Source organism: Gordonia sp. KTR9, assembly GCF_000143885.2.
GTDB lineage: Bacteria > Actinomycetota > Actinomycetes > Mycobacteriales > Mycobacteriaceae > Gordonia.
The window spans coordinates 933126-959940 of the sequence record NC_018581.1 but is presented as its reverse complement, the minus strand read 5'-3'; the positions used below and the strand labels follow the sequence as shown (position 1 = coordinate 959940).

The 26815-nt window shown below is 68.6% G+C and carries 25 protein-coding genes; 11 read left to right on the top strand and 14 right to left on the bottom strand.

What is annotated here, in order from left to right; genetic code table 11:
- Window positions 1-6: 6 nt before the first annotated feature.
- Complete coding sequence (locus tag KTR9_RS05145) at window positions 7-660, bottom strand: carbonic anhydrase (protein ID WP_014925505.1); 654 nt, start codon at window positions 658-660, stop codon at window positions 7-9.
- On the opposite strand from KTR9_RS05145, the gene KTR9_RS05140 reads away from it, so the two are divergent.
- Window positions 659-1552, top strand: a complete 894-nt coding sequence (locus KTR9_RS05140) for an A/G-specific adenine glycosylase (protein WP_014925504.1) — start codon at window positions 659-661, stop codon at window positions 1550-1552. The two genes, KTR9_RS05145 and KTR9_RS05140, sit on opposite strands and share 2 nt — an antisense overlap.
- A gap of 166 nt (window positions 1553-1718) precedes the next feature.
- Window positions 1719-2687, top strand: coding sequence for an integral membrane protein (locus KTR9_RS05135; RefSeq protein ID WP_044505934.1), 969 nt, complete (start codon window positions 1719-1721; stop codon window positions 2685-2687).
- Between the two features lie 70 nt (window positions 2688-2757).
- Here the strand turns inward: KTR9_RS05135 and KTR9_RS05130 are convergent, their stop codons facing one another.
- Window positions 2758-3579, bottom strand: coding sequence for an alpha/beta fold hydrolase (locus KTR9_RS05130; RefSeq protein WP_044505932.1), 822 nt, complete (start codon window positions 3577-3579; stop codon window positions 2758-2760).
- A gap of 109 nt (window positions 3580-3688) precedes the next feature.
- Here KTR9_RS05130 and KTR9_RS05125 point away from each other — a divergent pair, with 109 nt between their 5' ends.
- The 3 genes from KTR9_RS05125 to KTR9_RS05115 all read left to right on the top strand — a co-directional run bounded on the left by KTR9_RS05125 (window position 3689) and on the right by KTR9_RS05115 (window position 6315).
- Window positions 3689-3997 carry an antibiotic biosynthesis monooxygenase family protein gene (locus tag KTR9_RS05125; protein WP_035717146.1) on the top strand — a complete coding sequence of 103 codons (309 nt, stop codon included), beginning with the start codon at window positions 3689-3691 and terminating at the stop codon, window positions 3995-3997.
- Window positions 3998-4051: 54 nt separating this feature from the next.
- On the top strand, window positions 4052-4687 hold the full coding sequence (locus KTR9_RS05120; protein WP_035717161.1) for an LON peptidase substrate-binding domain-containing protein: 636 nt from the start codon (window positions 4052-4054) through the stop codon (window positions 4685-4687).
- Between the two features lie 128 nt (window positions 4688-4815).
- A complete protein-coding gene (locus KTR9_RS05115) occupies window positions 4816-6315 on the top strand; it encodes an aldehyde dehydrogenase (RefSeq protein WP_010842091.1) in 1500 nt (499 codons plus the stop codon).
- A gap of 110 nt (window positions 6316-6425) precedes the next feature.
- Here KTR9_RS05115 and cydC read toward each other — a convergent pair whose 3' ends face one another.
- The 5 genes from cydC to KTR9_RS05090 all read right to left on the bottom strand — a co-directional run bounded on the left by cydC (window position 6426) and on the right by KTR9_RS05090 (window position 13672).
- The gene (gene cydC / locus KTR9_RS05110) at window positions 6426-8171 is read right to left on the bottom strand and encodes a thiol reductant ABC exporter subunit CydC (protein ID WP_014925500.1); all 1746 of its coding nucleotides are present in this window, start codon (window positions 8169-8171) and stop codon (window positions 6426-6428) included.
- The gene (gene cydD, locus KTR9_RS05105; protein WP_014925499.1) at window positions 8161-9900 is read right to left on the bottom strand and encodes a thiol reductant ABC exporter subunit CydD; all 1740 of its coding nucleotides are present in this window, start codon (window positions 9898-9900) and stop codon (window positions 8161-8163) included. The genes cydC and cydD overlap by 11 nt, the downstream gene beginning before the upstream one ends.
- The gene (gene cydB / locus KTR9_RS05100; protein ID WP_044507606.1) at window positions 9897-10979 is read right to left on the bottom strand and encodes a cytochrome d ubiquinol oxidase subunit II; all 1083 of its coding nucleotides are present in this window, start codon (window positions 10977-10979) and stop codon (window positions 9897-9899) included. Before cydB ends, cydD begins: the two co-directional genes overlap by 4 nt.
- Before the next feature lie 12 nt (window positions 10980-10991).
- Window positions 10992-12575: a cytochrome ubiquinol oxidase subunit I gene (locus KTR9_RS05095; protein ID WP_014925497.1), complete on the bottom strand. Its 1584-nt coding sequence runs from the start codon at window positions 12573-12575 to the stop codon at window positions 10992-10994.
- Window positions 12576-12802: 227 nt separating this feature from the next.
- Window positions 12803-13672: an aminodeoxychorismate lyase gene (locus KTR9_RS05090; RefSeq protein WP_014925496.1), complete on the bottom strand. Its 870-nt coding sequence runs from the start codon at window positions 13670-13672 to the stop codon at window positions 12803-12805.
- A gap of 58 nt (window positions 13673-13730) precedes the next feature.
- On the opposite strand from KTR9_RS05090, the gene ygfZ reads away from it, so the two are divergent.
- The 3 genes from ygfZ (at window position 13731) to KTR9_RS05075 (ending at window position 15917) form a co-directional block, all read left to right on the top strand.
- Window positions 13731-14969, top strand: coding sequence for a CAF17-like 4Fe-4S cluster assembly/insertion protein YgfZ (gene ygfZ / locus KTR9_RS05085; RefSeq protein ID WP_044505928.1), 1239 nt, complete (start codon window positions 13731-13733; stop codon window positions 14967-14969).
- Window positions 14966-15643: an MOSC domain-containing protein gene (locus tag KTR9_RS05080; RefSeq protein ID WP_238554035.1), complete on the top strand. Its 678-nt coding sequence runs from the start codon at window positions 14966-14968 to the stop codon at window positions 15641-15643. Before ygfZ ends, KTR9_RS05080 begins: the two co-directional genes overlap by 4 nt.
- Before the next feature lie 94 nt (window positions 15644-15737).
- The gene (locus KTR9_RS05075) at window positions 15738-15917 is read left to right on the top strand and encodes a DUF3073 domain-containing protein (protein WP_010842099.1); all 180 of its coding nucleotides are present in this window, start codon (window positions 15738-15740) and stop codon (window positions 15915-15917) included.
- Between the two features lie 271 nt (window positions 15918-16188).
- On the opposite strand, the gene purM is transcribed toward KTR9_RS05075, so the two are convergent.
- From purM to KTR9_RS05060, 3 genes are all read right to left on the bottom strand, one after another.
- Window positions 16189-17295 carry a phosphoribosylformylglycinamidine cyclo-ligase gene (gene purM, locus KTR9_RS05070; protein ID WP_014925493.1) on the bottom strand — a complete coding sequence of 369 codons (1107 nt, stop codon included), beginning with the start codon at window positions 17293-17295 and terminating at the stop codon, window positions 16189-16191.
- A 96-nt stretch (window positions 17296-17391) separates the two neighbouring features.
- Window positions 17392-18999 (bottom strand): amidophosphoribosyltransferase, encoded by a 1608-nt coding sequence (gene purF / locus KTR9_RS05065; protein WP_014925492.1) that lies wholly within the window; start codon window positions 18997-18999, stop codon window positions 17392-17394.
- A gap of 143 nt (window positions 19000-19142) precedes the next feature.
- Window positions 19143-19559 (bottom strand): sterol carrier family protein, encoded by a 417-nt coding sequence (locus tag KTR9_RS05060; RefSeq protein WP_044505926.1) that lies wholly within the window; start codon window positions 19557-19559, stop codon window positions 19143-19145.
- Window positions 19560-19614: 55 nt separating this feature from the next.
- Between KTR9_RS05060 and KTR9_RS05055 the strand changes: the two genes are divergently transcribed.
- Window positions 19615-21123 (top strand): glutamate-cysteine ligase family protein, encoded by a 1509-nt coding sequence (locus KTR9_RS05055; protein ID WP_010842103.1) that lies wholly within the window; start codon window positions 19615-19617, stop codon window positions 21121-21123.
- Window positions 21124-21190: 67 nt separating this feature from the next.
- Window positions 21191-21313 (top strand): type B 50S ribosomal protein L36, encoded by a 123-nt coding sequence (gene ykgO, locus KTR9_RS05050; protein WP_044505924.1) that lies wholly within the window; start codon window positions 21191-21193, stop codon window positions 21311-21313.
- A 75-nt stretch (window positions 21314-21388) separates the two neighbouring features.
- On the opposite strand, the gene KTR9_RS05045 is transcribed toward ykgO, so the two are convergent.
- Window positions 21389-22468, bottom strand: a complete 1080-nt coding sequence (locus tag KTR9_RS05045; protein ID WP_014925489.1) for an NAD(P)H-dependent amine dehydrogenase family protein — start codon at window positions 22466-22468, stop codon at window positions 21389-21391.
- An 83-nt stretch (window positions 22469-22551) separates the two neighbouring features.
- Between KTR9_RS05045 and KTR9_RS05040 the strand changes: the two genes are divergently transcribed.
- Window positions 22552-23478, top strand: a complete 927-nt coding sequence (locus KTR9_RS05040) for a glycerophosphodiester phosphodiesterase (RefSeq protein ID WP_014925488.1) — start codon at window positions 22552-22554, stop codon at window positions 23476-23478.
- On the opposite strand, the gene KTR9_RS05035 is transcribed toward KTR9_RS05040, so the two are convergent.
- The 3 genes from KTR9_RS05035 to purL all read right to left on the bottom strand — a co-directional run bounded on the left by KTR9_RS05035 (window position 23464) and on the right by purL (window position 26722).
- On the bottom strand, window positions 23464-23820 hold the full coding sequence (locus KTR9_RS05035; RefSeq protein WP_044505922.1) for a DUF2752 domain-containing protein: 357 nt from the start codon (window positions 23818-23820) through the stop codon (window positions 23464-23466). The two genes, KTR9_RS05040 and KTR9_RS05035, sit on opposite strands and share 15 nt — an antisense overlap.
- 88 nt (window positions 23821-23908) lie before the next feature.
- A complete protein-coding gene (locus KTR9_RS05030) occupies window positions 23909-24280 on the bottom strand; it encodes a CD225/dispanin family protein (protein WP_010842108.1) in 372 nt (123 codons plus the stop codon).
- A 147-nt stretch (window positions 24281-24427) separates the two neighbouring features.
- Window positions 24428-26722 (bottom strand): phosphoribosylformylglycinamidine synthase subunit PurL, encoded by a 2295-nt coding sequence (purL, locus tag KTR9_RS05025; protein ID WP_193363227.1) that lies wholly within the window; start codon window positions 26720-26722, stop codon window positions 24428-24430.
- Between the last annotated feature and the right edge of the window lie 93 nt (window positions 26723-26815).

The window sequence follows — 26815 nt, the reverse complement described above, 5'->3', positions numbered from 1 at the left end:
CAGCGGTCAGGCGGACTCGGCGGTCACGGCGGTGGGCGACGGACGCTCGCCGATGTCGCCGTAGACGCCCTGGACGTTGACCTGTCCCTCGTTGAGCTGGTAGGTCAGGCCGACGATCGCCAGCCGGCCGGTGCTGATCCGGTCGGCGATGACGCGGCTGCGCTGCATGAGCAGCTGGCCGGTCTCGACCACGTGGCGGGCCTCGAACTCGTCGACGCGCGTCAGGCCCTCACTGCGACCGGCGAGGATGCTCGGGGTCACCCGCTCCACGACGTCGCGGATGTAGCCGCCGGGGATCTGGTTGTCGTCGAGCGCATCGAGGGTGGCCTTCACCGCGCCACAGCTGTCGTGCCCGAGGATCACGATGAGCGGGACCTCGAGGACCGCGACCGCGTATTCGAGCGAGCCGAGGACCGCGGAGTCGATCACGTGGCCGGCCGTGCGGACGACGAACATGTCGCCGAGACCCTGGTCGAAGATGATCTCGGCCGACAGTCGCGAGTCGGCGCAACCGAAGAGCACGACGTGCGGGTGCTGACCCCCGACGAGCCGCGCACGGTCCTCGATACCCTGGCTGGGATGCTGAGATTCACCTGTCACAAATCGATCGTTGCCGTCGCGCAGAATGCGCCACGCCTCTCGTGGTGTCGATGCGGTCATGGTCAATAGTGTGCCACCGGGCACTCTGCTCGGTTGGTTCGATACCCACGAACGTGATCTGCCGTGGCGGAATCCCTCCTGCAGCGGCTGGCAGATCCTCATCAGCGAGATCATGTTGCAGCAGACGCCGGTGTCACGGGTCGTCGAACCATGGCTGGAGTGGGTCCGACGCTGGCCCGTTCCCTCGGCGATGGCCGCCGAACCGGCCGGCGAGGTCCTGCGGGCCTGGGGCAAGCTCGGCTATCCCCGCCGAGCGCTCCGTCTCCACGAGTGCGCGAAGGTGCTGGCCGCCGAGCACGGTGATCGGGTCCCCGAAGACGTCGAGACGATGCTGACCCTGCCCGGGATCGGCGACTACACCGCGCGGGCGGTCGCGTGCTTCGCCTACGGCCAGGCCGTGCCGGTCGTCGACACGAACGTCCGGCGGGTGATCGTCCGCGCGGTCCACGGCCGCGAGCAGCCGGCGAACCCGTCGCGGCGGGATCTCGCCGACGCCGAGGCCCTGCTGCCCAGGTCCGGCGACGGCACCTACGCCGCGTCCGCCCCACGCTTCTCGGCAGCCCTGATGGAACTCGGCGCACTGGTCTGCACGGCCCGAAACCCCAAGTGCGACAACTGCCCTCTCGTCGATTGCACCTGGGTCGGACTCGGTCGGCCCGCGCATGCCGGCCCTCCTCGGCGGGTGCAGAAGTTCGCCGGCACCGACCGCCAGGTACGCGGATTGCTTCTGGATGTCCTTCGCAACTCGAACGATTCGGTCGACCGCTCCGCACTCGACGTCGTGTGGACCTCCGACACCGCCCAGCGCGACCGCGCGCTGGACTCTCTGCTCGTCGACGGACTCGTCGAGATCACGGCGAGCGGCCGGTACTGCCTGGCCGGCGAGGCCTAGGCCTGTCCCGACCGGGCACGGGCGACGATTCTGAGACGACTGTCCAAGTCGGCGTCCGCGAACCCGCCACCGCGAGCCCATAATTCGTGCCACGCTCATTGACCAGTCGTTTGATCGTTCGGAGATAGTCTCCCGCCGCGGGCCGATCGTTGCTAATGTCCCGGCCATGAGCCAGCCGCCGTATCCCCCTGTCCCGCCACCGGACCCGCAGCAGCCGGGCGGCTTTCCCGGCCAGCAGCCGCCGCAGTACGGGCAGCAGCCCCCGCCGCCGCCCCAGTACGGCCAGCAGCCGCCCCAGCAGCCGCCGTACGGCCAGCAGCCGCCGCAGCAGCCCCAGTACGGCCAGGCACCCCCGCCGCCTCCGGGTGGACCTCAGTATGGCGACGCCGGGGCCTACCCCGGCGCGCCGGATCCGCAGGGCGCGCCGTACGACACCGGCAAGATCGACGTGGGCACCGCATTCTCGTGGGCCTTCGGCAAGTTCAAGAACAACGTCGGCGCGATGATCCTGCCGGGTCTCACGGTCTTCCTGTTGGGCGCGGTCGTCATCGCGCTCGCGGTCTTCGGGGTGGCGCTCTTCAGCACGACCGAGACCGTCGATTACGGCAACGGGCTCTACTACGAGGAGACCTCGCTGAGCGCCGGCGGGACCATCCTGATGATCCTGATCTACGCGCTGCTGTTCATCGGACTGCTCTACATCCAGGCGAGCATCATCTCGGGCGCGGTCCGCGTCGCCAACGGTGAACCGGTCACGGCGAAGTCGTTCCTCACCCCGATCCGGTTCGGGCCGGTCATCGGAACCGCGATCCTGGTCGGCCTCATCACGGGTGTCGGGTACGTGCTGTGCATCATCCCCGGCATCATCGCGATGTTCTTCCTGATGTTCTCGGTTGTCGCGACCATCGACAAGAGCCTCTCGCCGATCAACGCGATGAAGGCGTCGTTCGAGCTGACCAAGTCGAAGGTCGGCGACTCGATTCTGACCCTACTGGTCACGTACGCCATCAACCTCGTCGGTGTGCTCGTCTGCTACGTCGGCCTGATCGTCGCCGCACCGGTCGCCCAGCTGTTCCTCGTGCACTGCTGGCGTCGGCTCAACGGCGCGCCGATCGCGCCCGCCGATCCGTCCTGACGCCATCCGTTCCCTCTCGGGGCGCACACGATTCGTCGTGTGCGCCCCGATTTTCGTTGCACACCAGGTTCTAGAGGTCGAGTCCCGACAGAAATGCCTCCACCGCACCGCGATACACGTGCGGCGCGTCATCGTGGACGAGGTGGCCGGCGTTCGGAGCACGGATGTGGCGGGCCTGGTCGTTCACCGCGGCCATCGTCCGCATCTGCCCGGGTGGGGTGACCCCGTGCTCGGCCTCGATCAGCAATGCCGGCACGCCGACCGAACGCCACTCGGCCCAGAAGTCGCGTCGGCCCCATTCCTCGGCGATCGCCGCCCACAACGGAATCCGCCCGTGTAACCGCCCGTTGTCGAAGGCCTCGAAGAAGTAGCGTCCGGCCACCGGCCCGAACATCTCGACGGCCTCGTCCTGCGACGCGAAACGGGCCGGCCAGGACTCGAACCACGGGGTCCAGTTGGTCGTGGTCCGACCGCGGAAGTCCGGGGCCATGTCCTCCACCACCAGTGCCGCGACCAGCTCCGGGTACTCCGCCGCCGCGCACCAGGCGTGGAGAGCTCCCATCGAGTGCCCGATGAGCACCGCGGGTCCGCGGTCGATCCAGGTGAGGATCTCGGCGAGATCGGCGACGAACCGTTCGGTCGCGAGTTCGCGGTCATCGCAGGGGTCTTCGGCGTCGGCGCCGGTGTGGAAGGCGGCGTCGTAGGTGAACACGCGGCCGTACCGGCGCAGCCAGGGGACCTGGCGCCGCCAGGTTCGGCCGCGCCCCATGAGACCGTGCAACAGGACGATGGGCGGCGCCGCGCGATCCGACGGACCCTGCGCGTCGTCCACGAGTTCGGGGCCGCCGTGGTCGCGAAGTCCGGTCTCCTGCGGAACCTCACCGTCGAACATGCCAGAACTGTAGTCGCAGAGGCGTAGTGACACCGACGCCCGGCTCGGGGCCCGGAGTCGGTGTCGGCGTTCGACCCGACCGTCGGGGCGCAGCGCCTATGGTGGACGCATGTCTGTTGTGAAGATCAATGCCATCTCCGTGCCCGAGGGCGCCGGCCCCGAATTGGAGAAGCGGTTCGCCAATCGCGCCCATTCCGTGGACGGGTCCAAGGGGTTCCTCGGTTTCCAGCTGCTCCGGCCGGTCAAGGGTGACGACCGCTACTTCGTCGTCACCGAGTGGGAATCCGAGGAGGACTTCCAGGCCTGGTCGGCGGGGCCCGCCCGCGAGGCCCATTCCGGCGAGCGGGCCAAGCCGGTCGCCTCGGGCGCCGATCTGCTCGAGTTCGAGGTCGTACTCGACGCGAGGCCCAAATCCTGAGATGAGCAGGCCGTGAGTACCGAACCGGCGCCCGGCGAGACCCTCGTCGTACCGATGTTCCCGCTCGGCACCGCGCTGGTGCCGAGCGCGGAACTGCCGTTGCGCATCTTCGAGCCCCGCTATCGGCAGATGTTGACCGATCACGTAGACACCACCGAGGACCCGCCCACGGTCCGATTCGGTGTCGTGTTGATCGAGCGCGGTTCGGAGGTCGGCGGCGGCGAGTCGCGGTGCGACGTCGGCACGCTGGCGCACGCCGAGATCACGGGGCGCCTGCCCGACGGCCGTGCGTCGCTGACCGCCATCGGACGCCGACGGTTCCGGGTCGTCGAATGGCTGCCCGACGACCCGTATCCCCGCGCCCGGATCACCGTGCTGGCCGAGCAGGAACCCAGCCGCTCCGACCTCGCCCGTCTCGCCGCCATCGACGAGCGACTGAACACGCTGACCCGACAGCGACTCGCCGCCGCGGGAGAAGACCCGGAGCCGATCATCGCCGCCATCGCCATGATCGACGCCGACCCGCGGGCCGCCGACCTCTCGCCCATCCATCGCTTTGCGGCACGGGCGGTCGCGCAGCCCCACGATCAGCAGCGAATCCTGGAGGCGGAGCAGCCGTCCGACCAGATCGAGATCCTCGACGACGTGATGCAGGGGCTGGAGGCGAGGGCGGTCTTCGGCACTTTCTGACCGCCGCCCTGGCATCAGAGTTAGAACGTGTTCTAGTATTGCGTGTGCCGTAGTTCACACCTGTCCGACGGCGGCTGTCCGCCGCACGTGCCCGGGCAGGGCCCCGTCCTCTGAGGAGCACACGCGTAATGACCGAGACCGTGGAGTCCCAACCCGCCGCCCTCACCGGCGGGGGCGACCAACCCCAGTTGCTCATCGGCGGCCGGTGGGTCGATCCCCATTCCACCGAGACCCTCGAGGTCCACTCCCCCGCCACCGGCGAACGCGTCGGGTCCGTACCGCTGGCCGACGAGACCGACGTCGACACCGCGGTCCGCGCCGCGCGCGCAGCCTTCGACTCCGGCGTGTGGAGTTCGACTCCGCCCGCTCAGCGCGCCGACATCGTCGCTAAGGTCGCCGACCTGATCGACGAGCGCGGGGACGAGATCACCGCGCTGGTCTCCGCCGAGATGGGCGCACCGCCGAGCGCGATCAGCACGCTCCAGCAGCTCCCCGGCACCGGCGTCCTGCGTGCCTACGCGAATGCCGCCCGCGACTACCAGTGGGAGGAATACCGGACCGGGCTGTTCGGGACCACCCGGATCACCCGTGAACCGGTCGGCGTGGTCGGCGCCATCTGCGCCTGGAACGTCCCGCTGTTCATCACCTGCAACAAGATGGGCGCCGCGCTCGCCGCCGGGTGCTCGGTCGTGCTCAAGCCCGCCCCCGAGACCCCGATGACCGGCAACTACGTCGCCCAGCTGTTCATCGAGGCCGGCGTTCCCCCCGAAGCGATCTCGGTGGTCACCGGCGGTACCGAGACGGGGCAGGCGCTCGTCGCACATCCCGAGGTGGACAAGATCACCTTCACCGGCTCGACCGCGGCCGGCAAGGCGATCGGCGCGGCCTGCGCGCAGACCCTCAAGCGGTGCTCGCTGGAGCTGGGCGGCAAGTCGGCCGCCATCGTCCTCGACGACGTCGACCTCGCCGCGAACGCCTTCATGCTCACCTTCCTCGGCCTGTTCAACACCGGACAGGCGTGCGTCGCCCAGACGCGAATCCTGGTTCCGCGCAGCCGGCAGGACGAGATCGTCGCCGCGATGGTCGAGGCCGCCAAGGCGATGAAGGTCGGGCTGCCGTCCGACCCCGAGGCCCAGCTCGGACCGCTGATCACGGAGAACCAGCGGAACAAGGTCGAGGAATACGTCGAGCTCGGCAAGAAGGCCGGGGCCACCGCGGTTCTCGAGAGCGAGCGGCCGGCGGGACTCGACTCCGGCTACTTCCTCACCCCCACGATCTTCACCGGCGTCACCAACGACATGGCCATCGCGCAGGAGGAGATCTTCGGACCCGTGCTGTCGGTGATCGCCTACGACGACGTCGACGAGGCCATCGCCATCGCCAACGACTCGAGCTACGGTCTCGCCGGGACGGTGTGGACGAACGACGTCGAGCGCGGCATCGAGATCTCCACCAAGATCCGCACCGGCACCTTCGGGATCAATTGGTACGCCATCGATCCCGAGTCTCCGTTCGGCGGTTACAAGAACTCCGGCATCGGCCGCGAGAACGGCCGCGAAGGCCTCGAGTCGTTCCTCGAGCACAAGTCGACGATGCTGCCGATGGGGTACGAGGTGTCCACAAGTTAGACTCCCCAGCCTCTCACAGGGGGGAGCCGGGGCCGGACGACGCGAGCGTCCGGCCCCGGTTCTTGTCCGCACGCCCACCCTGAGTGACCTCGACGGGCGCGGCGTCCTCGCTACGCTCGGTCGACGCTGCTCGGCCAGCAGAGGGACCCGGCGCCGCGCGGCCGGCCCGCCAGCTCGATCACCTCCGCCGCACCGGTGTCGGCCGGTGGCTGATGAGTGACGACGACGACGATGCGGTCGGGTCCGAACAGATCGCGGTCCGTCCCCAGGAGTCGGCGCAACAACCGGTCCGAGTCAACCTCGTCCAGGTGCTCGGTCGGTTCGTCGAGCAGGACGACCGGCGCCGGGTGGAGCAGTGCGCGAGCGAGGAGCAGTCGCCGGCGCTGCCCGCCGCTCATCGCGTCGGCCCCGCCGGCCAGGACGGTGTCGAGACCATCGGGAAGTGTTGCGGCCCAATGCTGTAGTCCGACGGCCACCAGTGCGGTACCGATCTCCTCGTCGGGGACGTCCCCGCGGGCGACACGCAGGTTCTCCCGGACCGTCGTCGAGAAGATGTGTGCCTCTTCCGCGAAATAGCAGGCTGCCGAACGTAACCCGACCGTCGATCCGTCGGCGGTGTCGGTACCGCCGACCTCCCCGGCCCGGGGGGACAACAGTCCCGCGAGCGTCAGGAGCAGGGTCGACTTCCCCGCTCCGCTCGGGCCGGTGATCACCAGCCGCGAACCCGGGTGCAGGTCGAGATCCACACCCCGTGCCGGACCGAGGATCTCGCGGTCGGGGTGACCCCAGCGCAATCCCGTGGCGGTCAGGCGCACCGGGGTTCGGTGGATCTCGGCGTCGGTCACGTCGGTGGTCGTGTCGCCGCGCGCCCCGTCGACGAGCGCCATCACCCGGGCAGCGCTCTGGCGGCTGCGCTCGATCTGCAGCCCGGCCTCGGTGAGCGGTGCGGTGGATTCGAACGCCGAGAGCGGGAGCAGGACCAGCACTCCGAGGATCATCGGTGTCAGCCCCTCCCCCGAGCTCACCCCGGCAAGGGAACCCGTGGTCCCCGAGGCCAGCTCGATGGCGATCACACACGCTGCGATCAGTGACGCACCGAGTGCGAGCGGCGTCGCCGACGCGGCGGACGCCTGCCATCGGATGCCCCGTTCGATGGCGTCGAGGTGCCGTCCGTCGGCCGCGGCGGACGCGGCCAGCGCATCCCCGCGCCGGCGTGCGACGACGAGTTCGGGCGCGTGCCACAGGGCCGTCGTGGCAGCCTCGGTGGCCTCGGACGCGGCCTGCGCGCCGTCCCGGATCGCCCGGGCACCGCCGCGAGCGGCCAGCCACGGCGCCACGCCACCGCTGACGACCAGCGCGAGTGCGAGCACCACGGCCGCGGGCACCGACACCAGTGCCATCACCGCCACGGCAGCAACCGATGTCGTGGCGCCGACGCCGATCGGGATCAGGCCCCGGATGAGGGCGTTGCCGATCTCGTCGATGTCGTCGCCCGTTCGGTTGAGCAGCTCACTCCGGCGCAGGGTGACCGAGTAGCCCGGTGATCCCGACGCCAGCGCCGTGTACACCCGCTGCCGCGCGGTGGCCATGGCAGCCAGGGCGAGATCGTGGGTCGCCAGTCGTTCGAGGTAGCGGAACACACCGCGCGAGATGCCCAGCGCCCGGACCGCGGTGATCGCCACCGACAGGTAGAGCACCGGCGGCATCTGCCAGGCGCGGGTGATCAGCCAGGCAGACAGCGCGGCGAGGAAGAGCGCCGACAGCGAACCGCCGACGCCGAGGGCTAGCGCGGCGACGGTCGGACGCCCGCGTAGGCCGAGAAACCCCAGGGCCCGAATGAGCGGATCACCGCGCATGATCCACCTCCGCGACCGTGCCAGTGCCTGTGCCTGTGCCCGCCGTGCCCGAGACCGCCGAGAACTCGATCGCCCGGTCCGCGTAGTCGCGGGCGACGCCCCGATGCGCGACCACGACGACCGTGTCCCCGGCGCGGGCGCGATCGCGGAGGGTCGCGAACACCTCGCGTTCGGATGCCTCGTCGAGATGGGCGGTCGGCTCGTCGAGGAGCAGCAGCGGCGCCGGTGAGGCGAGGACGCGGGTCAGCGCGAGGCGCTGCCGCTGTCCGGCGGAGAGCCCGACCCCGCCCGTTCCCAGCACCGTGTCGAGCCGTTCGGGCAACTCGACCACCACATCCGCGAAGCCGGTTGCCGCGGAGGCCGATTCGAAGGCGCCGCGGGCCAGGGCGCCGTAGAGCGCCAGGTTCTCGGCGACCGTGCCCGGCACGATCACCGGCTGCTGGGGCAGCCAGGCGATCTGTTCGTGCAGCGCCGCGGGATCGGCCTGGGCGACCGGGGTGGACCCGATCAGCACAGACCCCTCGTCAGGAGTGAGCAGGCCCATGATCGTCGAAAGCACCGTCGACTTTCCCGACCCGTTGGGCCCGGTCAACACCGTCAGCGAACCCGGTTCGACCGTCGCGCGAAGGGATTCCGGCGCCCACCCGTCGCGGCCGCGGACCCCGACGTCGAGCAGCGTGATCGGCGCTCCGGCGACCGTGACGCCCCGGCTCCCCGCGGCGGGCACCGCCGGACCCGACCCGGCGGACGCCGGCGCGATGAGCCCGAAGACCTGCTCGGCAGCGGTGAGGCCGTCCGTCGAATTGTGGAACTGCATCCCGACCCGACGCAGCGGCAAGTACGCCTCCGGCGCGAGGATCAGTGCGAAAATACCGGCGTACAACGACATCTCGCCGTAGACCAGGCGCAGACCGATACTCACTGCCACCAGCGCCACGCAGAGCGTCGCGAGCAGTTCCAGGACGGCACCCGACAGGAACGCGACACGCAGCGAACTCATCGTGCTACGGCGGTACGCCTCGCCGAGCTCACCGACGCGCGCCGCCGGGCCACCGGCCCGGTTCAGCGCCCGCAGAGTCGGCAATCCCGCGATGAGGTCGAGGAGCTGGGCGCTCAGCCGGCTCATCGTCGCCAGCTTGCGCGTGGTGCGGTCGCGTGTCATCAGTCCGACCAGAACCATGAACAGCGGGATGAGCGGCAGCGTGACGAGGATGATGAGCGCCGAGGGCCAGTCGGCGAGGGCGATGACCACCGTGACGACCGGCGTCAGGACCACCGCGGCGACGAGGGCCGGCAGGTAGCCCGACAGATACGGCCCCAGTGCGTCCAGACCGCGCAGGAGAACCGTGCTCGCATGTTCGCGGATCGCGGTCAGCGACCGTGGCGAGGTGCGGGCCGGATCGGTGAGGACGTCGAGCGCCTCGGCGCGCAACTCGGCGATCGCCCGCTCGGCGGCCCGGTGTGCGTACCGGTCGTGCCCGTAGGCCATCGCCGCCCGCACCACGAGGGCGGCGGTCAGAATCGCCAGATGCGCTCCCTGCGCGGCGAAGGACCGCGCGCCCGGCGACACGATCAACTCGGAGAGGATCGAGGCCACCATCGCCGCCACCACGATGATCGCGATCACCTCGGCCACCGCGAACACCGCGGTGACCCCGACGTAGCGGCGGGTCGTCGGCGAATACCGCAGCAGCCGCGGATCGAGCGGGGGCCGGGCGGTGCGACTCACTTGCTCGGGATTCGCAGCGACGGAAGTCCGGCCGGGTCCGGGATGTGCGCGACCGACAGCCGCTTTCGGAACACCCAGTAGGTCCAGGCCTGGTAGCCCATCACCACCGGGGTGATGAGCACCGCCGCCCACGTCATGATCGTGAGTGTGTAGTCGCTGGACGCCGTGTTCTCGATGGTGAGGTTCCACTCCGGATTCAGGGTCGACGGAATCGCATTCGGGAACAGCACGGCGAACAGCGTGGCGACCGTGCCCGCGATCGCGATGCAGGTGAACATGAATGCGTAACCCTCGCGGCGGATCTGCGTGGCCACCACCATGCCGACCGCGGCGACGGCGGCGATGAGCACCGGGATCCACGTCCACGAGTTGCCGTACGCGAACTGGGTCCACAACAGGAACACGGCGGCCACGATCAGTGTCGGCCAGGCCAGCCGGGCGGCGTAGCGAGCCGAATCCTCCTGCAGCACACCGGAGGTCTTCAGCGAGATGAACACCGCGCCGTGGGTGAGGAAGGCGAGCAGGGTGGTCGCACCGCCGAGAAGCGCGTACGGGTTGAGGAGGTTGAAGAACCCACCGGTGTACTGGGCGTCGGCGTCGATCGGAAGCCCGCGCACGATGTTGGCGAACGCCACACCCCACAGGATCGCCGGAATCCACGACCCCAGCCCGATTCCGATGTCGCACCACATGCGCCAGCGGGGATTGTTGATCTTGCCCCGCCACTCGATCGCGCAGACCCGCACGATGAGACCGATGAGGATGAGGAACAGCGGTAGGTAGAACGCGCTGAACATGGTGGCGTACCACCCGCCGAACGCCGCGAACAGCGCCGCACCCGCGGTGATGAGCCAGACCTCGTTGCCGTCCCAGACCGGGCCGATGGTGTTGAGGAGCGCGCGGCGCCGTTTGTCGGGATCGGCCTCCGGATCGTCGGCGGCGACCTTGTCGTCGCCACCGGTGTGACTCGATCCGAGGATCGGCATCAGCATGCCCACGCCGAAATCGAAGCCCTCCAGGACGAAATACCCGACGAACAGGAACGCGATGACCAAGAACCAGACTTCTTCGAGACTCATGATCACGCTCCTCTAGTACGCGAACGAGAGCTGTTTGGGCTCATCGGATTCGGATTCGTCGTCGTCGGTGTGGCCTGGTGGCCGCGAGTCGTGCGCGGCCGGACCCTCGATGACGTAGCGCCGCTGCAACATGAACCACACGACACCCAGGGCGCCGTAGAGCAGGGTGAATCCGATCAGCGTGACCAGCACGGTGCTCGCCGAGTGGTTGGAGACACCGTTCTGCACCAGCATGCTGATCCGCAGTGGATCGAGATCGTCCTCCCAGTTGGGTGCGACGACCCATGGCTGGCGCCCCATCTCGGTGAAGATCCAGCCGGAACTGTTGGCCAGGAACGGGGTCGGGATCATCAGCAGGGCGATGAAACCGAAACGTCTGGATTCGACCACCCGCTTGCGTCGCGTGAACCACAGGCCGCCCAGGGCCACGACCACCGAACCGAGCGCCCAGGTGATCATCGCCCGGAAGCCCCAGTAGGTCACGAAGAGGTTGGGTGCGAAGTTCTGATTCGCCGGCACGTTCGGCTGTCCGGCGAAGGCCTCGGTGTACTGCTCCTGCAGCTCCTCGACGCCCTGCAGGGTCGAGTCGAAATCGTGGTTCGCGAGGAACGACAACATCTTCGGGATCTCGATGATGTGATCGATGTTCTCGCAGTTGTTCTGGCGGCCGATCGACAGGACCGAGAAACCCGGGCCCGTCTCGGTCTCGCACAGCGACTCGGCGGACGCCATCTTCATCGGCTGCTGTTTGAACATGATCTGCGCCTGGATGTCCCCGGTGATGAACAGTGCGACGCCGGAGACGATGGTCACCCACAACGCGAGCCTCGTGACCGGCCGCCAGAGGACGCGGGCGTCCTTCTCGAGGTCCTCGGGTGTCGCGTCGAGGTGACTCGGCGACGTGCTGTCCGGGATCTCACCCACGTCACCGGTTTCGGCGGCCTCGCGGATCTTCTTCGCCCGCCACGAGTTCCGGGCCATCCACCAGATCCCGATGGCCGCGACGAAGGTGCCGGCGGTGAGGAAGGCACCGGCGATCACGTGCGGGAAGGCCGCGAGAGTCGTGTTGTTGGTCAGCACGGCGACGAAGTCGTTCATCGCGGGCCGCCCGCGTTCGGGGTCCCACACGACGCCGACGGGGTGCTGCATCCAGGAGTTCGCGGCGATGATGAAGTACGCCGAGGCGTTGACGCCGATCGCCGCCAACCAGATACACGCGAGATGCACGCGGCGCGGCAAGCGGTCCCAACCGAAGATCCAGAGTCCGATGAACGTGGATTCGAGGAAGAAGGCGACGAGGCCCTCCAGGGCCAGCGGCGCACCGAAGACATCGGCGACGAACCGGCTGTACTCGCTCCAGTTCATCCCGAACTGGAACTCCTGGACGATTCCGGTCGCGACGCCGAGCGCGAAGTTGATCAGGAAGAGCTTTCCGAAGAACTTGGTGGCGCGCAGCCACTGCTCGTTGCCGGTGACATGCCACACCGTCTGCATCACCGCGATCATCGGCGCGAGGCCGATGGTCAACGGGACCAGGATGAAGTGGTAGACGGTCGTGATCCCGAATTGCCATCTGGAGACGTCCAGAGCGTCCATATCGCCTCGAATCGAGTTGCCGGCCCCCGGGCTGCGGGGGCAGGTCGAAACCTGCCGGGAACTTACTACTACCAGCGGTAGTAGTAGGTCGTAGGCGCGACGTTACGCCTGGTCACCGGGCCCGGACAAGCGCCAAAGGTCCCGCCGACCAGCTCGAGGCGGTGTCTTCCCTCTCATTGCCCGGGGTGTGTGCTCCGGGCGGGGTGATCAGGTGCGAGTGACCGGGGTCAATTGTCGTCCACCGAGATGGCCCGATCGACCAGATCGGTGAATTTCGCGGCATCGGACGGTACCGGCATCACGTACCGGTTGAGATGGGTCACCCGGGCCGCGAGGGTCACGCTGCTGACCAGCCAGACCGAATCGGCCGCCACCAGGTCCTCAGGCCGCAGCACGTCGGTCTTCGTCGTCCAACCCTCCCGCGACGCGACATCGAAAACCGCACGCACGGTGGTCGATTCGAGAATTCCGATCTCGGTGGGCGGCGTCACCAGGGTGTCGGCGTAGACGGCCACGACCGTGGCCCGGGGCCCCTCGAGGACGACGCCCTCGCTGCTGAGGAAGATCACGTCGTCGTAACCCTCGTCGGCGGCGTGACGCAGGGCCGCCATGTTCGTCGCGTAGCTGAGGGTCTTGGCGCCGAGCAGTCGCCAGGGCGCCGAGGCGGCGAGGTCGATCGAGAAGCCGCGGGCGAGGGTGACCACCCGCACCCCCTCCGCGCGCGCCGCCGCCACCCGGTCGGGCACCGCGTCGACGGTGACGTAGGCGGTCGGCGCCGATCCGTGCTCACGCCCGCGGCTGTAGACCAGCCGGAGGAGTGCCTCGCCGGCCGATCCGTGCTTCTCCGTCCACGCCTGCGCCGCGGTCTCGATCGCCCCGCGCCACTCGTCGAGATCGGGTGCGCCGAGATCCATCGCCGCGGCACTGTGCGTCAGGCGCTCGAGATGCAGCTCGACGCACCGGGGCCGTCCGGCGCGTACGAGAAGGGTCTCGAAGATGCCGTCGCCGCGGACCGCGGCCAGATCGTCGGCATGGAGGAAGGGAGCGTCGGCATCGTGCTGTGTGCCGTCGAGCGAGACAAGGATCGAATCCGCCATGGATAGAAGGCTGCCATGCGTCCCGGCCGTATGCCGAATCGACCCGTAGAATCGACACGTGAGCCGTTCACCCATCCTGACCAGGCATTCCGAGGGCGGGGCGGTGCCCGGTCCCGGAGACCTCCAATCCGCCGACACCGCGTGGCACTACGGTGATCCGCTCGGTGAGCAACGAGCCGCCTACGGCGGCGGCGAACAACGAGCCGCCTACGGCGGCGGGGAGGAACGAGCCGGCCGGAGCGGCGTGATCATCGTCGACCGGTCCGACCGAGCCGTGATCGAGATCGCCGGCGCCGAACGCCTGACCTGGCTGCACACGATCACCAGCCAGCACATCGCCGCCCTCCCCGACCGGTCGAGCGCCGAGAACCTCTCCCTCGACGCCAACGGCCGTGTCGAGGAGCATTTCGTTCTCACCGACATCGACGGTGTCACCTGGATCGACACCGAGGGTTCCCGCGGCGACCCGCTGCTCGGTTTCCTCACCAAGATGGTCTTCTGGGCCAAGGCCGAGCCGGCGGCGCGACCCGACATGAAGGTCGTGACGCTCATCGGCCCGGGGGCGCTCGACGGACCGGTCGCCGACCTCCTGGAGATCGGCGCGGACACCGACGTCTACCAGGCCGGCGGGCTGCCCGAGACCCACCACGAGGACGAACCGCTCGGTTTCTGGCGGCGCATGCCCTCGTTCGGCGAGGATCGGGACCTGCCCGTCGTGGATCTGATCGTGCCCGAGTACCTGCTGACCCGATGGTGGGACGCCCTGACCGAGGCCGGCGCACGGATGGCCGGCAGCTGGGCGTACGAGGCGCTCCGCGTGGCCGCCCGCCGCCCGCGGCTGGGCGCCGACACCGACGAGCGCACGATCCCGCACGAGGTCGACTGGATCGGCGGTCCCGACGAGCTCGGCGCGGTCCACCTCGACAAGGGGTGCTACCGCGGCCAGGAGACGGTCGCCCGGGTCCACAACCTCGGCAAGTCGCCGCGACGGCTGGTCCTGCTGCACCTGGACGGCAGCAGCGACGAGCGCCCGGTGCCCGGCGATCCGGTGACGGCCGGCGGCCGGACCGTCGGCCGCCTGGGCACGATCGTCGACCACCATGAGTGGGGTCCGATCGCTCTCGCGCTCGTCAAACGCAACGTGGGCACAGATGTCGAGCTGACCGTGGGCGCAGAGACCGCCGTGAGCGCCCGGATCGACCCGGACTCGATCCTCGAGGACGACCGGATCCAGGCGGGACGCGCCGCCGTGGAACGCCTCCGCGGCGGTTCGGCGGTTCCGGGACACCAGAGTTGAGCGAGGGCGTGGTGCTGGCCGTGTGCGCGGCCGGCGACGACGTGATCCTCGAGGGCATCGGCCGCTCCGCCATCGACAAGCGCCCCCGTCACGGACGCCTCGTCGTCGACGAGCTCGGCCTCGTCGACGACCACGTGGGCAACAAGCGGCACCACGGCGGCGTCGATCAGGCCGTGTACGCCTACGCAGACGCCGAGGCGCGCCGGTGGGCCGAGGAGCTCGGACGTGAGCTTCCTTACGGATGGTTCGGCGAGAACCTCCGCATCGACGGCATGGCGGTCACCGACGCGGTGGTCGGCGAACGGTGGGAGGTGGGCGCCGACGGTCTGGTCCTCGAGGTGACCATCCCCCGCGTCCCCTGCAAGACCTTCGCGGTCTGGGCGGGTGAGCCGCGATGGATGAAGCGCTTTCTCGATCAAGCCGATTTCGGCACTTACCTGCGGGTTGTCCAGAACGGCAGCGTGGCGCAGGGCGATCGGATCAGCGTCGTCCATCGCCCCGAGCACGGCGTGCGATCACGCGATCTGCTCGCCGGCGGCGACCTCGAGGCGATCCGGTCCCTGCTTGCGCGAGACGATCTGCCGGCCAAGGTCCGGCGTGAGGCGACCAAGATGGTGAACAAGTCGGAAAGACGCGTCGGCGCGGCAACCCAGGGTGGACAACACAAATCCTAGAGGCGCGCTAGACTGGTCCGCACGACAGAATTACTTCAAGAGAACGGGGCCGCCAATCGTTTGGCCGCCCCGTCATTGTGCGAGGGGGTCCCATATGGGCCGCGGCCGGGCAAAGGCAAAGCAGACGAAGGTTGCACGTCAGCTGAAGTACTCCACTCCGAACACCGATTTGGAAAGCTTGCAGCGTGAGCTCTCCGGGCAGGGCGATCCGGTTGTAGAACGACCGGATCCGGTGGACGACTGGGTGGACGAAGAGGAGTGGCGACGCGCTTGACGCGCACACTCTTCGGGCGTTGATCTCTCGACGCCTGGGATCACCCCACACACTCTCCGCATGAGCGGACCCGCGGCGACGCGGGCCCATAATTTTGTACGCACCACCCGTTTTCCGATGGGTGGTGCGTGCTCATGCGTTGGTCGAGGGTGATCGCATCATCGTCAGACACCGACGCTCGCCGAGGGATACCCCTCCGGCGAGCGTCGGTGTTCTGTATGTGCCCGCGCCTCGAACGATTGTCGTTGCGAGAGTGCGGGTTCGGCCGATCCTAGAAGCGCGGGTGCTCCCCGAGCAGACTGACACGCGCGTCTGTGTCGGATTTGTCGCTCGCACGCTTGACCGTGCCCAGGACCCAGTTGTCGACATGCCGGGCGGTCAGCACGGCCTGTGCCCGGTCGGTGTCCTCCGGCGCCACGACCGCGACCATGCCGACGCCCATGTTGAAGGTGCGCTCCATCTCGAGCTGTTCGACCCGGCCACGCTGCCCGATCAACGCGAAGATCGGCGCGGGCGTCCAGGTGTTGCGCTCGAGCTCGGCGACGAGGCCGTGCGGGATCACGCGGGCGAGGTTCTCGGCGAGGCCGCCGCCGGTGATGTGCGCGAACGTACGGACATCGGCCTCGGCGATCAGCGCCAGGCAGTCCCTGGCGTAGATCCGGGTCGGCTCGAGCAACTCCTCGCCCAGGGTGCGCCCGAACTCCTCGACGTGGCCGAACAGGTCCATGTGACCCCAGTCGAGCAACACCTTGCGGGCGAGCGAGTAGCCGTTGGAGTGCAATCCCGACGACCCCATGCCGATGACGACGTCGCCGGCACGCACGCGATCCGGGGTGAGGACGTTGTCGGCCTCGACGACGCCCACGGCGGTGGCGGACATGTCGTAGTGGTTGTCCTGCATCAGACCGGGGTGCTCGGCGGTCTCACCGCCCAGCAGCGCGCAGCCGGCTTCGACGCACCCGTCGGCGATGCCGGCGACGATCTGGGCCACCGTCTCGGGGACGACCTTGCCCACCGCGATGTAGTCCTGCAGGAAAAGGGGTTCCGCGCCGCAGACGACCAGGTCGTCGACGCACATGGCGACGAGATCGCGACCGACGGTGTCGTGTTTGTCGATGGCCTGCGCCACGGCCAGTTTGGTGCCGACGCCGTCGCTCGCCGCGGCGAGAACCGGCTCCCGGTAGTTGCCCTTGAGCGCGAACAGGCCGGAGAAGCCGCCGATTCCGCCGAGAACCTCTGGTCGCGACGCACGCTTGGCATGGGGTGCGATGAGTTCCACAGCCCGCTCACCGGCGTCGATGTCGACCCCGGCCGCCGCATACGAGGCCGGTGTCGCGCTCCCGGCCGTCTCGTCGGCAGCAGCATCCCGCTCCGTCATCTCCGCAGCACTCCCGTTCCAGAACTCTCGGTCGAACGTTGTTTCCGGCGTGTTCGCCGACGGGTCATACGGTACCGGAGGGTCGTTGGCGCGAAATCAGGGCCGCATGACCGCGCTGACGTTGTCGTTCGGCTTGGTCAGCGGGTCCACCGCCCGGTCGCCGGCGGCACTGGCCAGCATCTGTTCGAGGACGGCCTTGCCCATCGAGGTCTCCTTGGGCAGCTCGATCGGGTACTTGCCGTCGAAGCATGCCGCGCACAGGGACGAGGCGGTCTGACCGGTCGAATTGATCATCTCGTCGATGCTGATGTAACCGAGCGAGTCGGCACCGATGGCCTGGCGCACGCCCTCGACCATGCCTTCCTCGGATTCCATACCGTTGGCGATGAGCTCCGCCGGTGAGGCGAAGTCGATGCCGTAGAAGCAGGGCCACCGGACCGGGCTCGACGCGATCCGGACGTGCACCTCGGCCGCCCCGGCCTCACGCAGCATGCGGATGAGCGCGCGCTGCGTGTTGCCGCGCACGATCGAGTCGTCGACGACCACGAGTCGCTTGCCTCGGATGACCTCGCGCAGCGGATTGAGTTTGAGACGGATACCGAGCTGACGGATCGTCTGCGACGGCTGGATGAAGGTGCGGCCGACGTAGGCGTTCTTCATCAGGCCCTGGCCGTACGGGATGCCCGATTCCTGGGCGAAACCGACGGCCGCCGGCACGCCGGACTCCGGCACCGGGATCACCAGGTCCCCCTCGGCGGGATGCTCCTTGGCGAGGCGCCGGCCGATCTCGACGCGGGTCGAGTGGACCGAGCGGCCGTGGATCACCGAGTCCGGACGGGCGAGGTAGACGTATTCGAAGACGCACCCGCTCGGGGTCGGCTCGGCGAACCGTGAGCTGCGCACGCCGTCGGCGTCGATGGCCAGCAGCTCACCCGGCTCGATGTCGCGGACGAACGACGCGCCGACGATGTCGAGCGCGGCGGTCTCCGACGCGACCACCCAGCCGCGATCGAGGCGGCCGAGCGACAGCGGGCGCACGCCGTGCGGGTCGCGCGCGGCGTAGAGCGTGTGCTCGTCCATGAAGGTCAGGCAGAAGGCGCCCTTGAGGGTCGGCAGCAGTTCCATGGCGGCCTGCTCGATGGAGCTGTCGGCGGCGCCGTGCGCGAGCAGTGCTCCCACCACATCGGAGTCCGAGGTGGCCGCCGAGCTCTTGATCCCCTGCTCACGGGCACGAGCGGCGAGGTCGGCGGTGTTGACCAGGTTGCCGTTGTGACCCAGGGCGACGCCGGTGCCGGCGTCGGTGGTGCGGAAGATCGGCTGCGAGTTCTCCCAGGTGGTCGAGCCGGTGGTGGAGTACCGACAGTGGCCGATCGCCACGTGGCCGCTCATCGCTCCCAGCGTCTGCTCGTCGAACACCTGGCTGACCAGCCCGAGGTCCTTGAACACGACGACCTGGCTGCCGTCACCGACCGCGATACCCGCGGCCTCCTGGCCGCGGTGCTGCAGGGCGTAGAGCCCGTAGTAGCTCAGCTTGGCGACGTCCTCACCGGGCGCCCAGACGCCGAAGACACCGCATTCCTCACGCGGTTCGTTCTCGGGTTCGTCCAGCGGGGCGGGGTTGATCGCGCCCGCACCTCGTGCAGAACATCCGCCCGCCGTCGTGGGAGCGAGCAGGTTCATGTTGGCGATCGAATGATCAGGCATCGACTAGCTCCCTGGGGCTGCGAATCGGTCAGTCGAGTGGGCTGGGAGACATCACGGAGTTTACGGGTCGGTCGGCTCCCGATGCGAATCTTCCAGCAGTGTCGGCCTGCGGGTAATTCCGCGACACCCCGGCGAGTGATGAATCACACTCCGGCTCCGCGATCACCCGACGACGCGATCGGGACGAGCGGGAGCAGATCGGCGATCAACCCGGCCCGGTGTCCGGAGGCGTCGACGTCGCCGGCGGCGAGGGCGTCGTCGTAGGTGAGGACACCGGCCACGAGGAGCAGCCAGGTCCGCGGCGACATCTCGACGACGTTCGGCGGCGTCCCACGGGTGTGGCGGGGTCCTTCGATGCACTGCACCGCGACGAACGGGGGTACCCGGACCTCGACCGAGTTGCCGGGCGCGAGCTGTTCGAGCGTCCGGGCCGACTGCCGGACGGCGTCGGCGAGGGCGGCGCGTCCCGGCGGCGGCGCGGTGGGGTCGACGAGCCAGTCCGAGACGGCCAGCACTGCGGCTCGGACCTCTGCTGGGTCCACTCTCCTGCGTGGTGGCACCCGGCCATTCTCCCAAGAGGGTTCGGGGCGGCTCGGATCGGGCAGTATTGACCGCATGGGAGCCGAGGTGTCCAAGCAGCAGTTCACCGGCGAGGACCGGGTCCGTTTCCGGCGCCAGGTGGGTCGCGGGACGGAAGCGATCGCCAGGATGCTCGCCGACGGATTGTTCACCGATCAGGGTCGTCCGCCGAAGCCGCTCCTCGGCATGGAGGTCGAACTGAACCTCGTCGACGAGCAGATGCGGCCGGCGATGGCCAACGCCGCCGTCCTCGAGGCGATCGCCGATCCCGACTATCAGACCGAACTCGGTCAGTTCAACATCGAGATCAACGTCTCGCCGCGACCGTTCACCACCGACGACACGATCTCGCTCGAACAAGCGCTGCGCACGTCGCTCAACCGGGCCGAACAGCGCGCCGCGCAGACCTCGAGCCACCTGGTGATGATCGGCATGCTGCCGACGCTGAAGTCCGAACACTTTGCACATCACTGGATCTCGGCGAACCCCCGGTACGACCTGCTCAACGAGCAGATCTTCGCGGCCCGGGGTGAGGACCTCGAGATCGACATCACCGGCGTCCCACTGACCGACACCCACCACACCGAGCACCTGCGCACCGCGACCGACTCGATCCTGCCCGAGGCCGCCTGCACCTCGCTGCAACTACATCTTCGGGTGGCACCGGAAGACTTTGCCTCCCACTGGAATGCCGCCCAGGCCATCGCCGGGGTGCAGGTGGCCCTGGCCGGCAACTCGCCGTTCCTCGCCGGGACCGCGTTGTGGCACGAGAGCCGCATCCCCGTCTTCGAGCAGGCCACCGACACCCGTCCGCTGGAACTGAAGAATCAGGGCGTGCGGCCCCGAGTGTGGTTCGGGGAGCGATGGATCAACACCATCTTCGACCTCTTCGAGGAGAACACCCGCTACTTCCCCGCCCTTCTCCCGGTCTCCACCGACACCGATCCGCTCGCCGAGCTCGACTCCGGACGCATCCCGACCCTCGACGAACTGCGCCTGCACAACGGGACCGTCTACCGCTGGAACCGTCCGGTCTACGACATCCACGAGGGACAGGCACACCTGCGCGTCGAGAACCGCGTGCTGCCCGCCGGCCCGACGGTCGTCGACACGATGGCCAACGCCGCCTTCTACTACGGCGTCGTCCGCGGTCTCGTCGAATCCGACCGGCCGCTGTGGTCGCGGATGTCGTTCAACGCCGCCGCCGAGAACCTGCAGTCCGGCGCCCGCACCGGAATGGAGTCCCAGCTGTACTGGCCCGACGTCGGCTGGGTACGGCCCGATGAGCTCGTCCTGCGCCGGCTCCTCGTGCTCGCCGAGGACGGACTGCGCCGGTTCGGTGTCTCCGACAAGGCCCGGAAGCGCTACCTGTCGGTGATCGAGGGACGCTGCATCTCGCGCCAGACCGGGTCGGTCTGGCAGCGCCAGGCGGTCGCGGCCCGCGAGCGCGCGGGCGAGAGCCGGGAGCAGGCGTTGCAGGGCATGTTGCGCGACTACGTCACCCAGATGCACGAGGGCGAACCGGTACACACCTGGCAGGTCTGACACCCAGCGGTCGATCAGGAGCGACGAGCCTGCTTTAATGGAAACAATTTCCATTAAGGAGGCTCCGTTGAAGGTTCGTGCATCCATCCGTTCACTGAAGAACCAGCCCGGCTCGCAGGTGGTCAAGCGCAAGGGTCGCATCTTCGTCATCAACAAGGGCAACCCGAGATTCAAGGCGCGCCAGGGCTGATCGAAGCGATCCGGTTGCGTTTTGTCCCGGTTACCGGAACAAAACGCAACGGGATCTGTCAAGCCGGGATTGCGGCTACTTCTGGGCGAACAACCCCCGGCCGGTCACGAGCGGGAGATCGAGTGCGGTGACCAGACCGGGCTTCGCATCGACCACCGCCGCAACGGAATTGACCAGTCGCATCGCGGTGACGATCATTCCGGACACGTTGTGGTCGCCGTTCTCGCCGTGATGCCCGAACTCTACGGCCATCTCGGGCTCGCCTGCGATCGCGATGCGGTAGCAGCCGTCACCCTCGTGCGGGGACGGCCACTCCGGGCACTGATCGGGATGGGTGCGGGTATAGTGCTCCAGCACAACACGATCCACGCCGTCGACCTGGCCGGCCACCTCGAAGCGGACCGCGGCCATCGTCCCCTTCGGGATCTCGACGGAGACCGTCGGATAGTCGCGATCGGCCGCCACCCGCTCGACGCGTTCGACGAGTGGCTCGTCGAGCACCAGGTCGAGTCCGGCGGCGATCTGTCGCACGACACTCCCCCAGCCCATCGACAGGATGCCGGGCGCGAAGATCAGCGGCGTGGTGTCCAGCGGCTGTCCGAAGCCGAACAGGTCACGCATGACCACCGGCTGATAATAGGTCGAGTAGTCGGCGATCTCCTGACAGCGCACCTCGTCGATGCGCTGGGACAGGCTGGTCATCGCCAGCGGCAGCACGTCGTTGGCGAAGCCCGGGTCGATGCCGTTGACGTGGAGGCTCGCGTTGCCGGCCTTCCCGGCGTCGGAGATCCGTTGCAGCAGTGAGTCGGGGAGGATGCCCTGCGGGAATTGCAAAACCACCGGGCCGCTCGAGACCACGTTGATCCCGTTCTCCAGGAAGAAGATCAGGTCTTCGATCGACTCCATGACGCGATCGTCGGTCATGGCGGTGTGCACGACGCAGTCCGGCCGCAAGGCGATCAACGCATCGCGGTCGTCGGTGGCGACGACACCCAGCTCGCGATCGAGACCGGCCAGCTCGCCGGCATCCTTGCCGACCTTCGTGGGGTCGGACACCCACACCCCCACGAGTTCCAGGTCTCCCCGGGCGTCGATCCCGGCGATGGCATGTCGTCCGACGGTTCCGGTCGACCACTCGACCACTCGCAATGTCATGCGAATCAAACTAGAACACGTTCCAACTTCGGCGTGCTGATTCGGCGAGATGCGCTCCACTAAGGTCGGGAGCTGTGACTGCCATGTCGCCCACGGACCCCGCCGGCGCCCCGATCCACATCGACCACGACGGCCATCGGACGATGCTCAAGTGGCACCGCGGCCGGCGCCGCGCCGCCGACCCGGCGTTCACCGCGACCCGGATCGTCGAGGGCATGCGGCTCGGCGCGAGCATCGAAGTCGATCTGGTGATCCACGCCGACCGGGGTTTCGCCGTCCTGCACGACCGCACCGTCGATCACGCCACCACCGGTACCGGCGCGGTGTCGGCACTCCCGGCGTCGTATCTGCGGGAACTGCACCTGCGGGACAACAGCGGACGCCCCATCGACGACCGGGTCCTCCTGCTCGAGGACCTGACCGACCTCTTCGACGGGGTGGACATCGCGCCCACCGCGTCGCTCCAGCTCGACTTCAAGGAGGACGACGCCGCGCTCGACGTCGCGGCCGTGGAGGTGTTCGCCCGCAGCGTCGCCCCCCACGCAGGGCATTACATCCTGTCGTGCGGCGACGCCGCGGCGGTGGAGACGCTGACCTCGGCCGCGCCGGGCGTCCGGATCGGTTATGACCCCTGCCATCACGGCGCCGCCGAGGCAGCACTACGGTCCGGGGACTTCGACGGGTTCGTCGACCGGGCGGTGGCGGCGTCACCGGATGCCGAGATGGTGTATCTGGAGAATCGGCTGATCCTGGCCGCCGACCGCCGCGGCCACGACCTGATCGGCGCATTTCACGAGCGCGGTCGTCTCGTCGACGGGTACACGGTGACCCGGGTCGGGCCACGCGTCGCCCCGGAGATCAGGCGGCTGCTCGAGTTGCGGGTCGATCAGATCACGACCGACGACCCCGAGGCGCTGGCGACTCTCGATGTCGACGGCCCCGTGCGCGATCCCGGTTCGCGGCTGATCCGCTGGATTCGCGGTGCCGCCGGGCGTTCAGACGTGGAGTGACCAGAGCGGTTCGACCGGGATGTTCCGGATCACGAACCAGGCCAGGACGACCACGAGCACGACGACGCCGGAGTATCTGAGGTGCTGCCAGCTGCGAACCCGGCGACCGGTCCACAGACGCACGCAGTAGGCGACGAAGGCGACGAGCAGCAACCCCATCGCCAGCACCCCGACGGCGTTGTAGTGCAGGGCGGCCGGGACGTCGCCGTGGAGCAGCGAGTAGATGGCCCGCAACGATCCACAACCCGGGCACGTCACGCCGAAGAGCAGTTTGGTCGGACACACCGGAAGGGCGCCGCCCGGCGTCGTGGGATCGGCGAACCACACAGCCGCACAGACCATCCCGGTACCGGCGACAACGGTCGCCGGCCCGAGGTACCGATGCTTCGAGAGGGCCGAGACCCGTCCGAGGACGGCCCTCTCGAAGCGCTCAGTACGTGGACGTGGACGCGGAGGCGCCGAGGAGGATGACGAAGAAGATGACATAGACGATGACGATCAGGACCCAGATGACGACCGACGAGATCGCACTCCACATCGCCCACTTCTTGGCCTCGTCGGCAGCCTTCTGCGCACCGGCGTAATCGCCGGCGGCCCACAGCTTGCTGACCGAGGTCGACTTCACGATCGACACGATCCCGAGCGGCAGGCAGCACAGCACCGTGGCCAGGATCGCCCAGACGAGGTTGTTGTCCGGTTCCGGACCGGCCGGGTTGCCGCCCGGGAACCCGCCGTACGGCTGCTGTCCGTAACCACCCGCGCCGTAGTTCGGCGGCTGGTTCGGATCATTGGGGTAGCTCATCTGCGCCCTTTCGACTCGGTCAGAGAACTCAAGGAGCGTAACCGACCGTGACCGGGCACGACACGTCCACAAACGATATTGATTCCATTGACGTACAACGGAATCCTCACCGATCCGAACGTTGCGGGGCGCAACTAGGGCGTGCGGCTAGACGGCGTCGCCGAACAACCTCGGGAGGGTGCCCTCGTGTACCTCGCGCAGTTCGGCGAGCGGCACCGAGAAGTAGTCCTGGACATCGACGGCGTCGCTGCCCTGATCGACCACACCGATGCGCGTCCACGGCATCGTGCGCGCGTCGAGCATCGCGGTGAACCGTGATTCCTCGGTGCGCGGGACCGCGACGAGCACCCGGCCGGCGGATTCGGAGAACAGCCAGACGAACGGGTCGGCGTCCTCGGGCAGCAGGATCCGGCACCCGGTCTCACCGGCCAGGGCCGCCTCGACGACGGTCTGGATGAGACCGCCCTCGCTGAGATCGTGTGCCGCGGAGATCAATCCGTCCCGGGACGACGCGGCGAGGATCTCCGCGAGCAGCCGCTCGCGCTCGAGATCGACCTGCGGGGGCACGCCACCGAGGTGGTCGTGGCTGACCTGCGCCCAGATCGATCCGTCGAACTCGTCACGGGTCTCACCGAGCAGGATCAGGGTCTCTCCCGGCTCGGTTCCGAGGCCGGTCGGGATGCGGCGGTGCACGTCGTCGATGACGCCGAGGACGCCGATCACCGGGGTCGGGAGGATCGCCGTCGCCCCCGTCTGGTTGTAGAAGCTCACATTGCCGCCGGTGACCGGGATGCCCAGCTGCGCACAGCCGTCGGCGAGTCCCCGGACCGCCTGCTGGAACTGCCACATCACCGCCGGATCCTCCGGCGAGCCGAAGTTGAGGCAGTTGGTGACGGCCTTCGGCGTCGCACCGGAGACGGCGACGTTGCGGTAGGCCTCGGCCAGCGCGAGCTGCGCGCCGCGGTAGGGATCGAGGAAGGTGTACCGGCCCGACGCGTCGGTCGCCAGCGCGATGCCGCGCCCGGACTCCTCGTCGATGCGGATCATCCCCGAGTCCGCGTGCTCGGCGAGGACGGTGTTGCCGCGCACGTACCGGTCGTACTGATCGGTGATGAACTTGCGGCTGCACAGCGCCGGCGAGGCGAGCATGGCCAGCAGCGTCTCGCGCAGCTGGTCGGGCGTGTCCGGGCGCTGCAGGGGTTCGGTGGTCGACGCGATGACGGTGTCCTGCCAGTCGGGTCGGGCGACCGGGCGCTCGTAGACCGGGCCGTCGTGGGCGACGGTGCGCGGCGGCACGTCGACGACGGTCTCACCGTGCCAGGTGATGACCAGCTGATCGCCGTCGGTGACCTCGCCGATGACGGTCGCGAGGACGTCCCACTTGCGGCACACCTCGAGGAAGCGGTCCACGTTCTCCGGCGTCACGACCGCGCACATGCGTTCCTGCGACTCACTGGAGAGGACCTCCGCCGGAGTCATGCCCTCGGCGCGCATCGGCACCTTCTCCAGGTCGATGTGCATGCCACCATCGCCGGCCGCGGCGAGTTCGCTCGTCGCACAGGACAATCCGGCGCCACCGAGATCCTGGATGCCCACCACCAACCCGGCGTGGTAGAGCTCGAGACAGCACTCGATGAGCACCTTCTCGGTGAACGGATCGCCGACCTGCACACTCGGCAGCTTCTTCCGGTTGGGGCCGGAACCGTCGGAATCGTCGAAGGTCTCCGACGCCAGCACCGACACTCCGCCGATGCCGTCGAGGCCGGTTCGCGCACCGAACAGGATGATCTTGTTGCCCGCGCCCGAGGCGAAGGCCAGGTGCAGGTCCTCGGTGCGCAGCACGCCCGCGCACAGCGCGTTGACGAGCGGGTTGCCCGCGTAGCTGGCGTCGAAGACGGTCTCGCCGCCGACGTTCGGCAGGCCGAGGGAGTTGCCGTAGCCGCCCACGCCGCGCACCACACCGTCGACGACGCGCCGGGTGTCCGGGGCGTCGGCCGGACCGAAGCGCAACTGATCCATCACCGCGATCGGACGGGCGCCCATCGCCATGATGTCGCGGACGATGCCGCCGACGCCGGTCGCGGCACCCTGGTACGGCTCGACATAGCTCGGGTGGTTGTGCGACTCGACCTTGAAGGTCACCGCCCAGCCGTCACCGATGTCGACGACACCGGCGTTCTCGCCGATACCGGCGAGCATGCTCGCGCGCATCTCGTCGGTGGTGGTCTCGCCGAAGTAGCGCAGGTGCACCTTCGACGACTTGTAGCTGCAGTGCTCGGACCACATCACCGAGTACATGGCGAGTTCCGCGTCGGTGGGCCGGCGACCCAGTATCTCGCGGATCCGCGCGTACTCGTCGTCCTTGAGACCGAGTTCGCGGAACGGTTGCGGATGATCCGGGGTCTGGGCAGCGGCTGAGACGGTATCCACCTGGGCACTCACGCAGACAAGTCTAGGCGGGCGCGGCCGGTTCCGGCCGCCGGGGCGGTCCGGGTGCGGACGGGCGGCCACGTTCCGGCGGGCGCGGACCGGCGG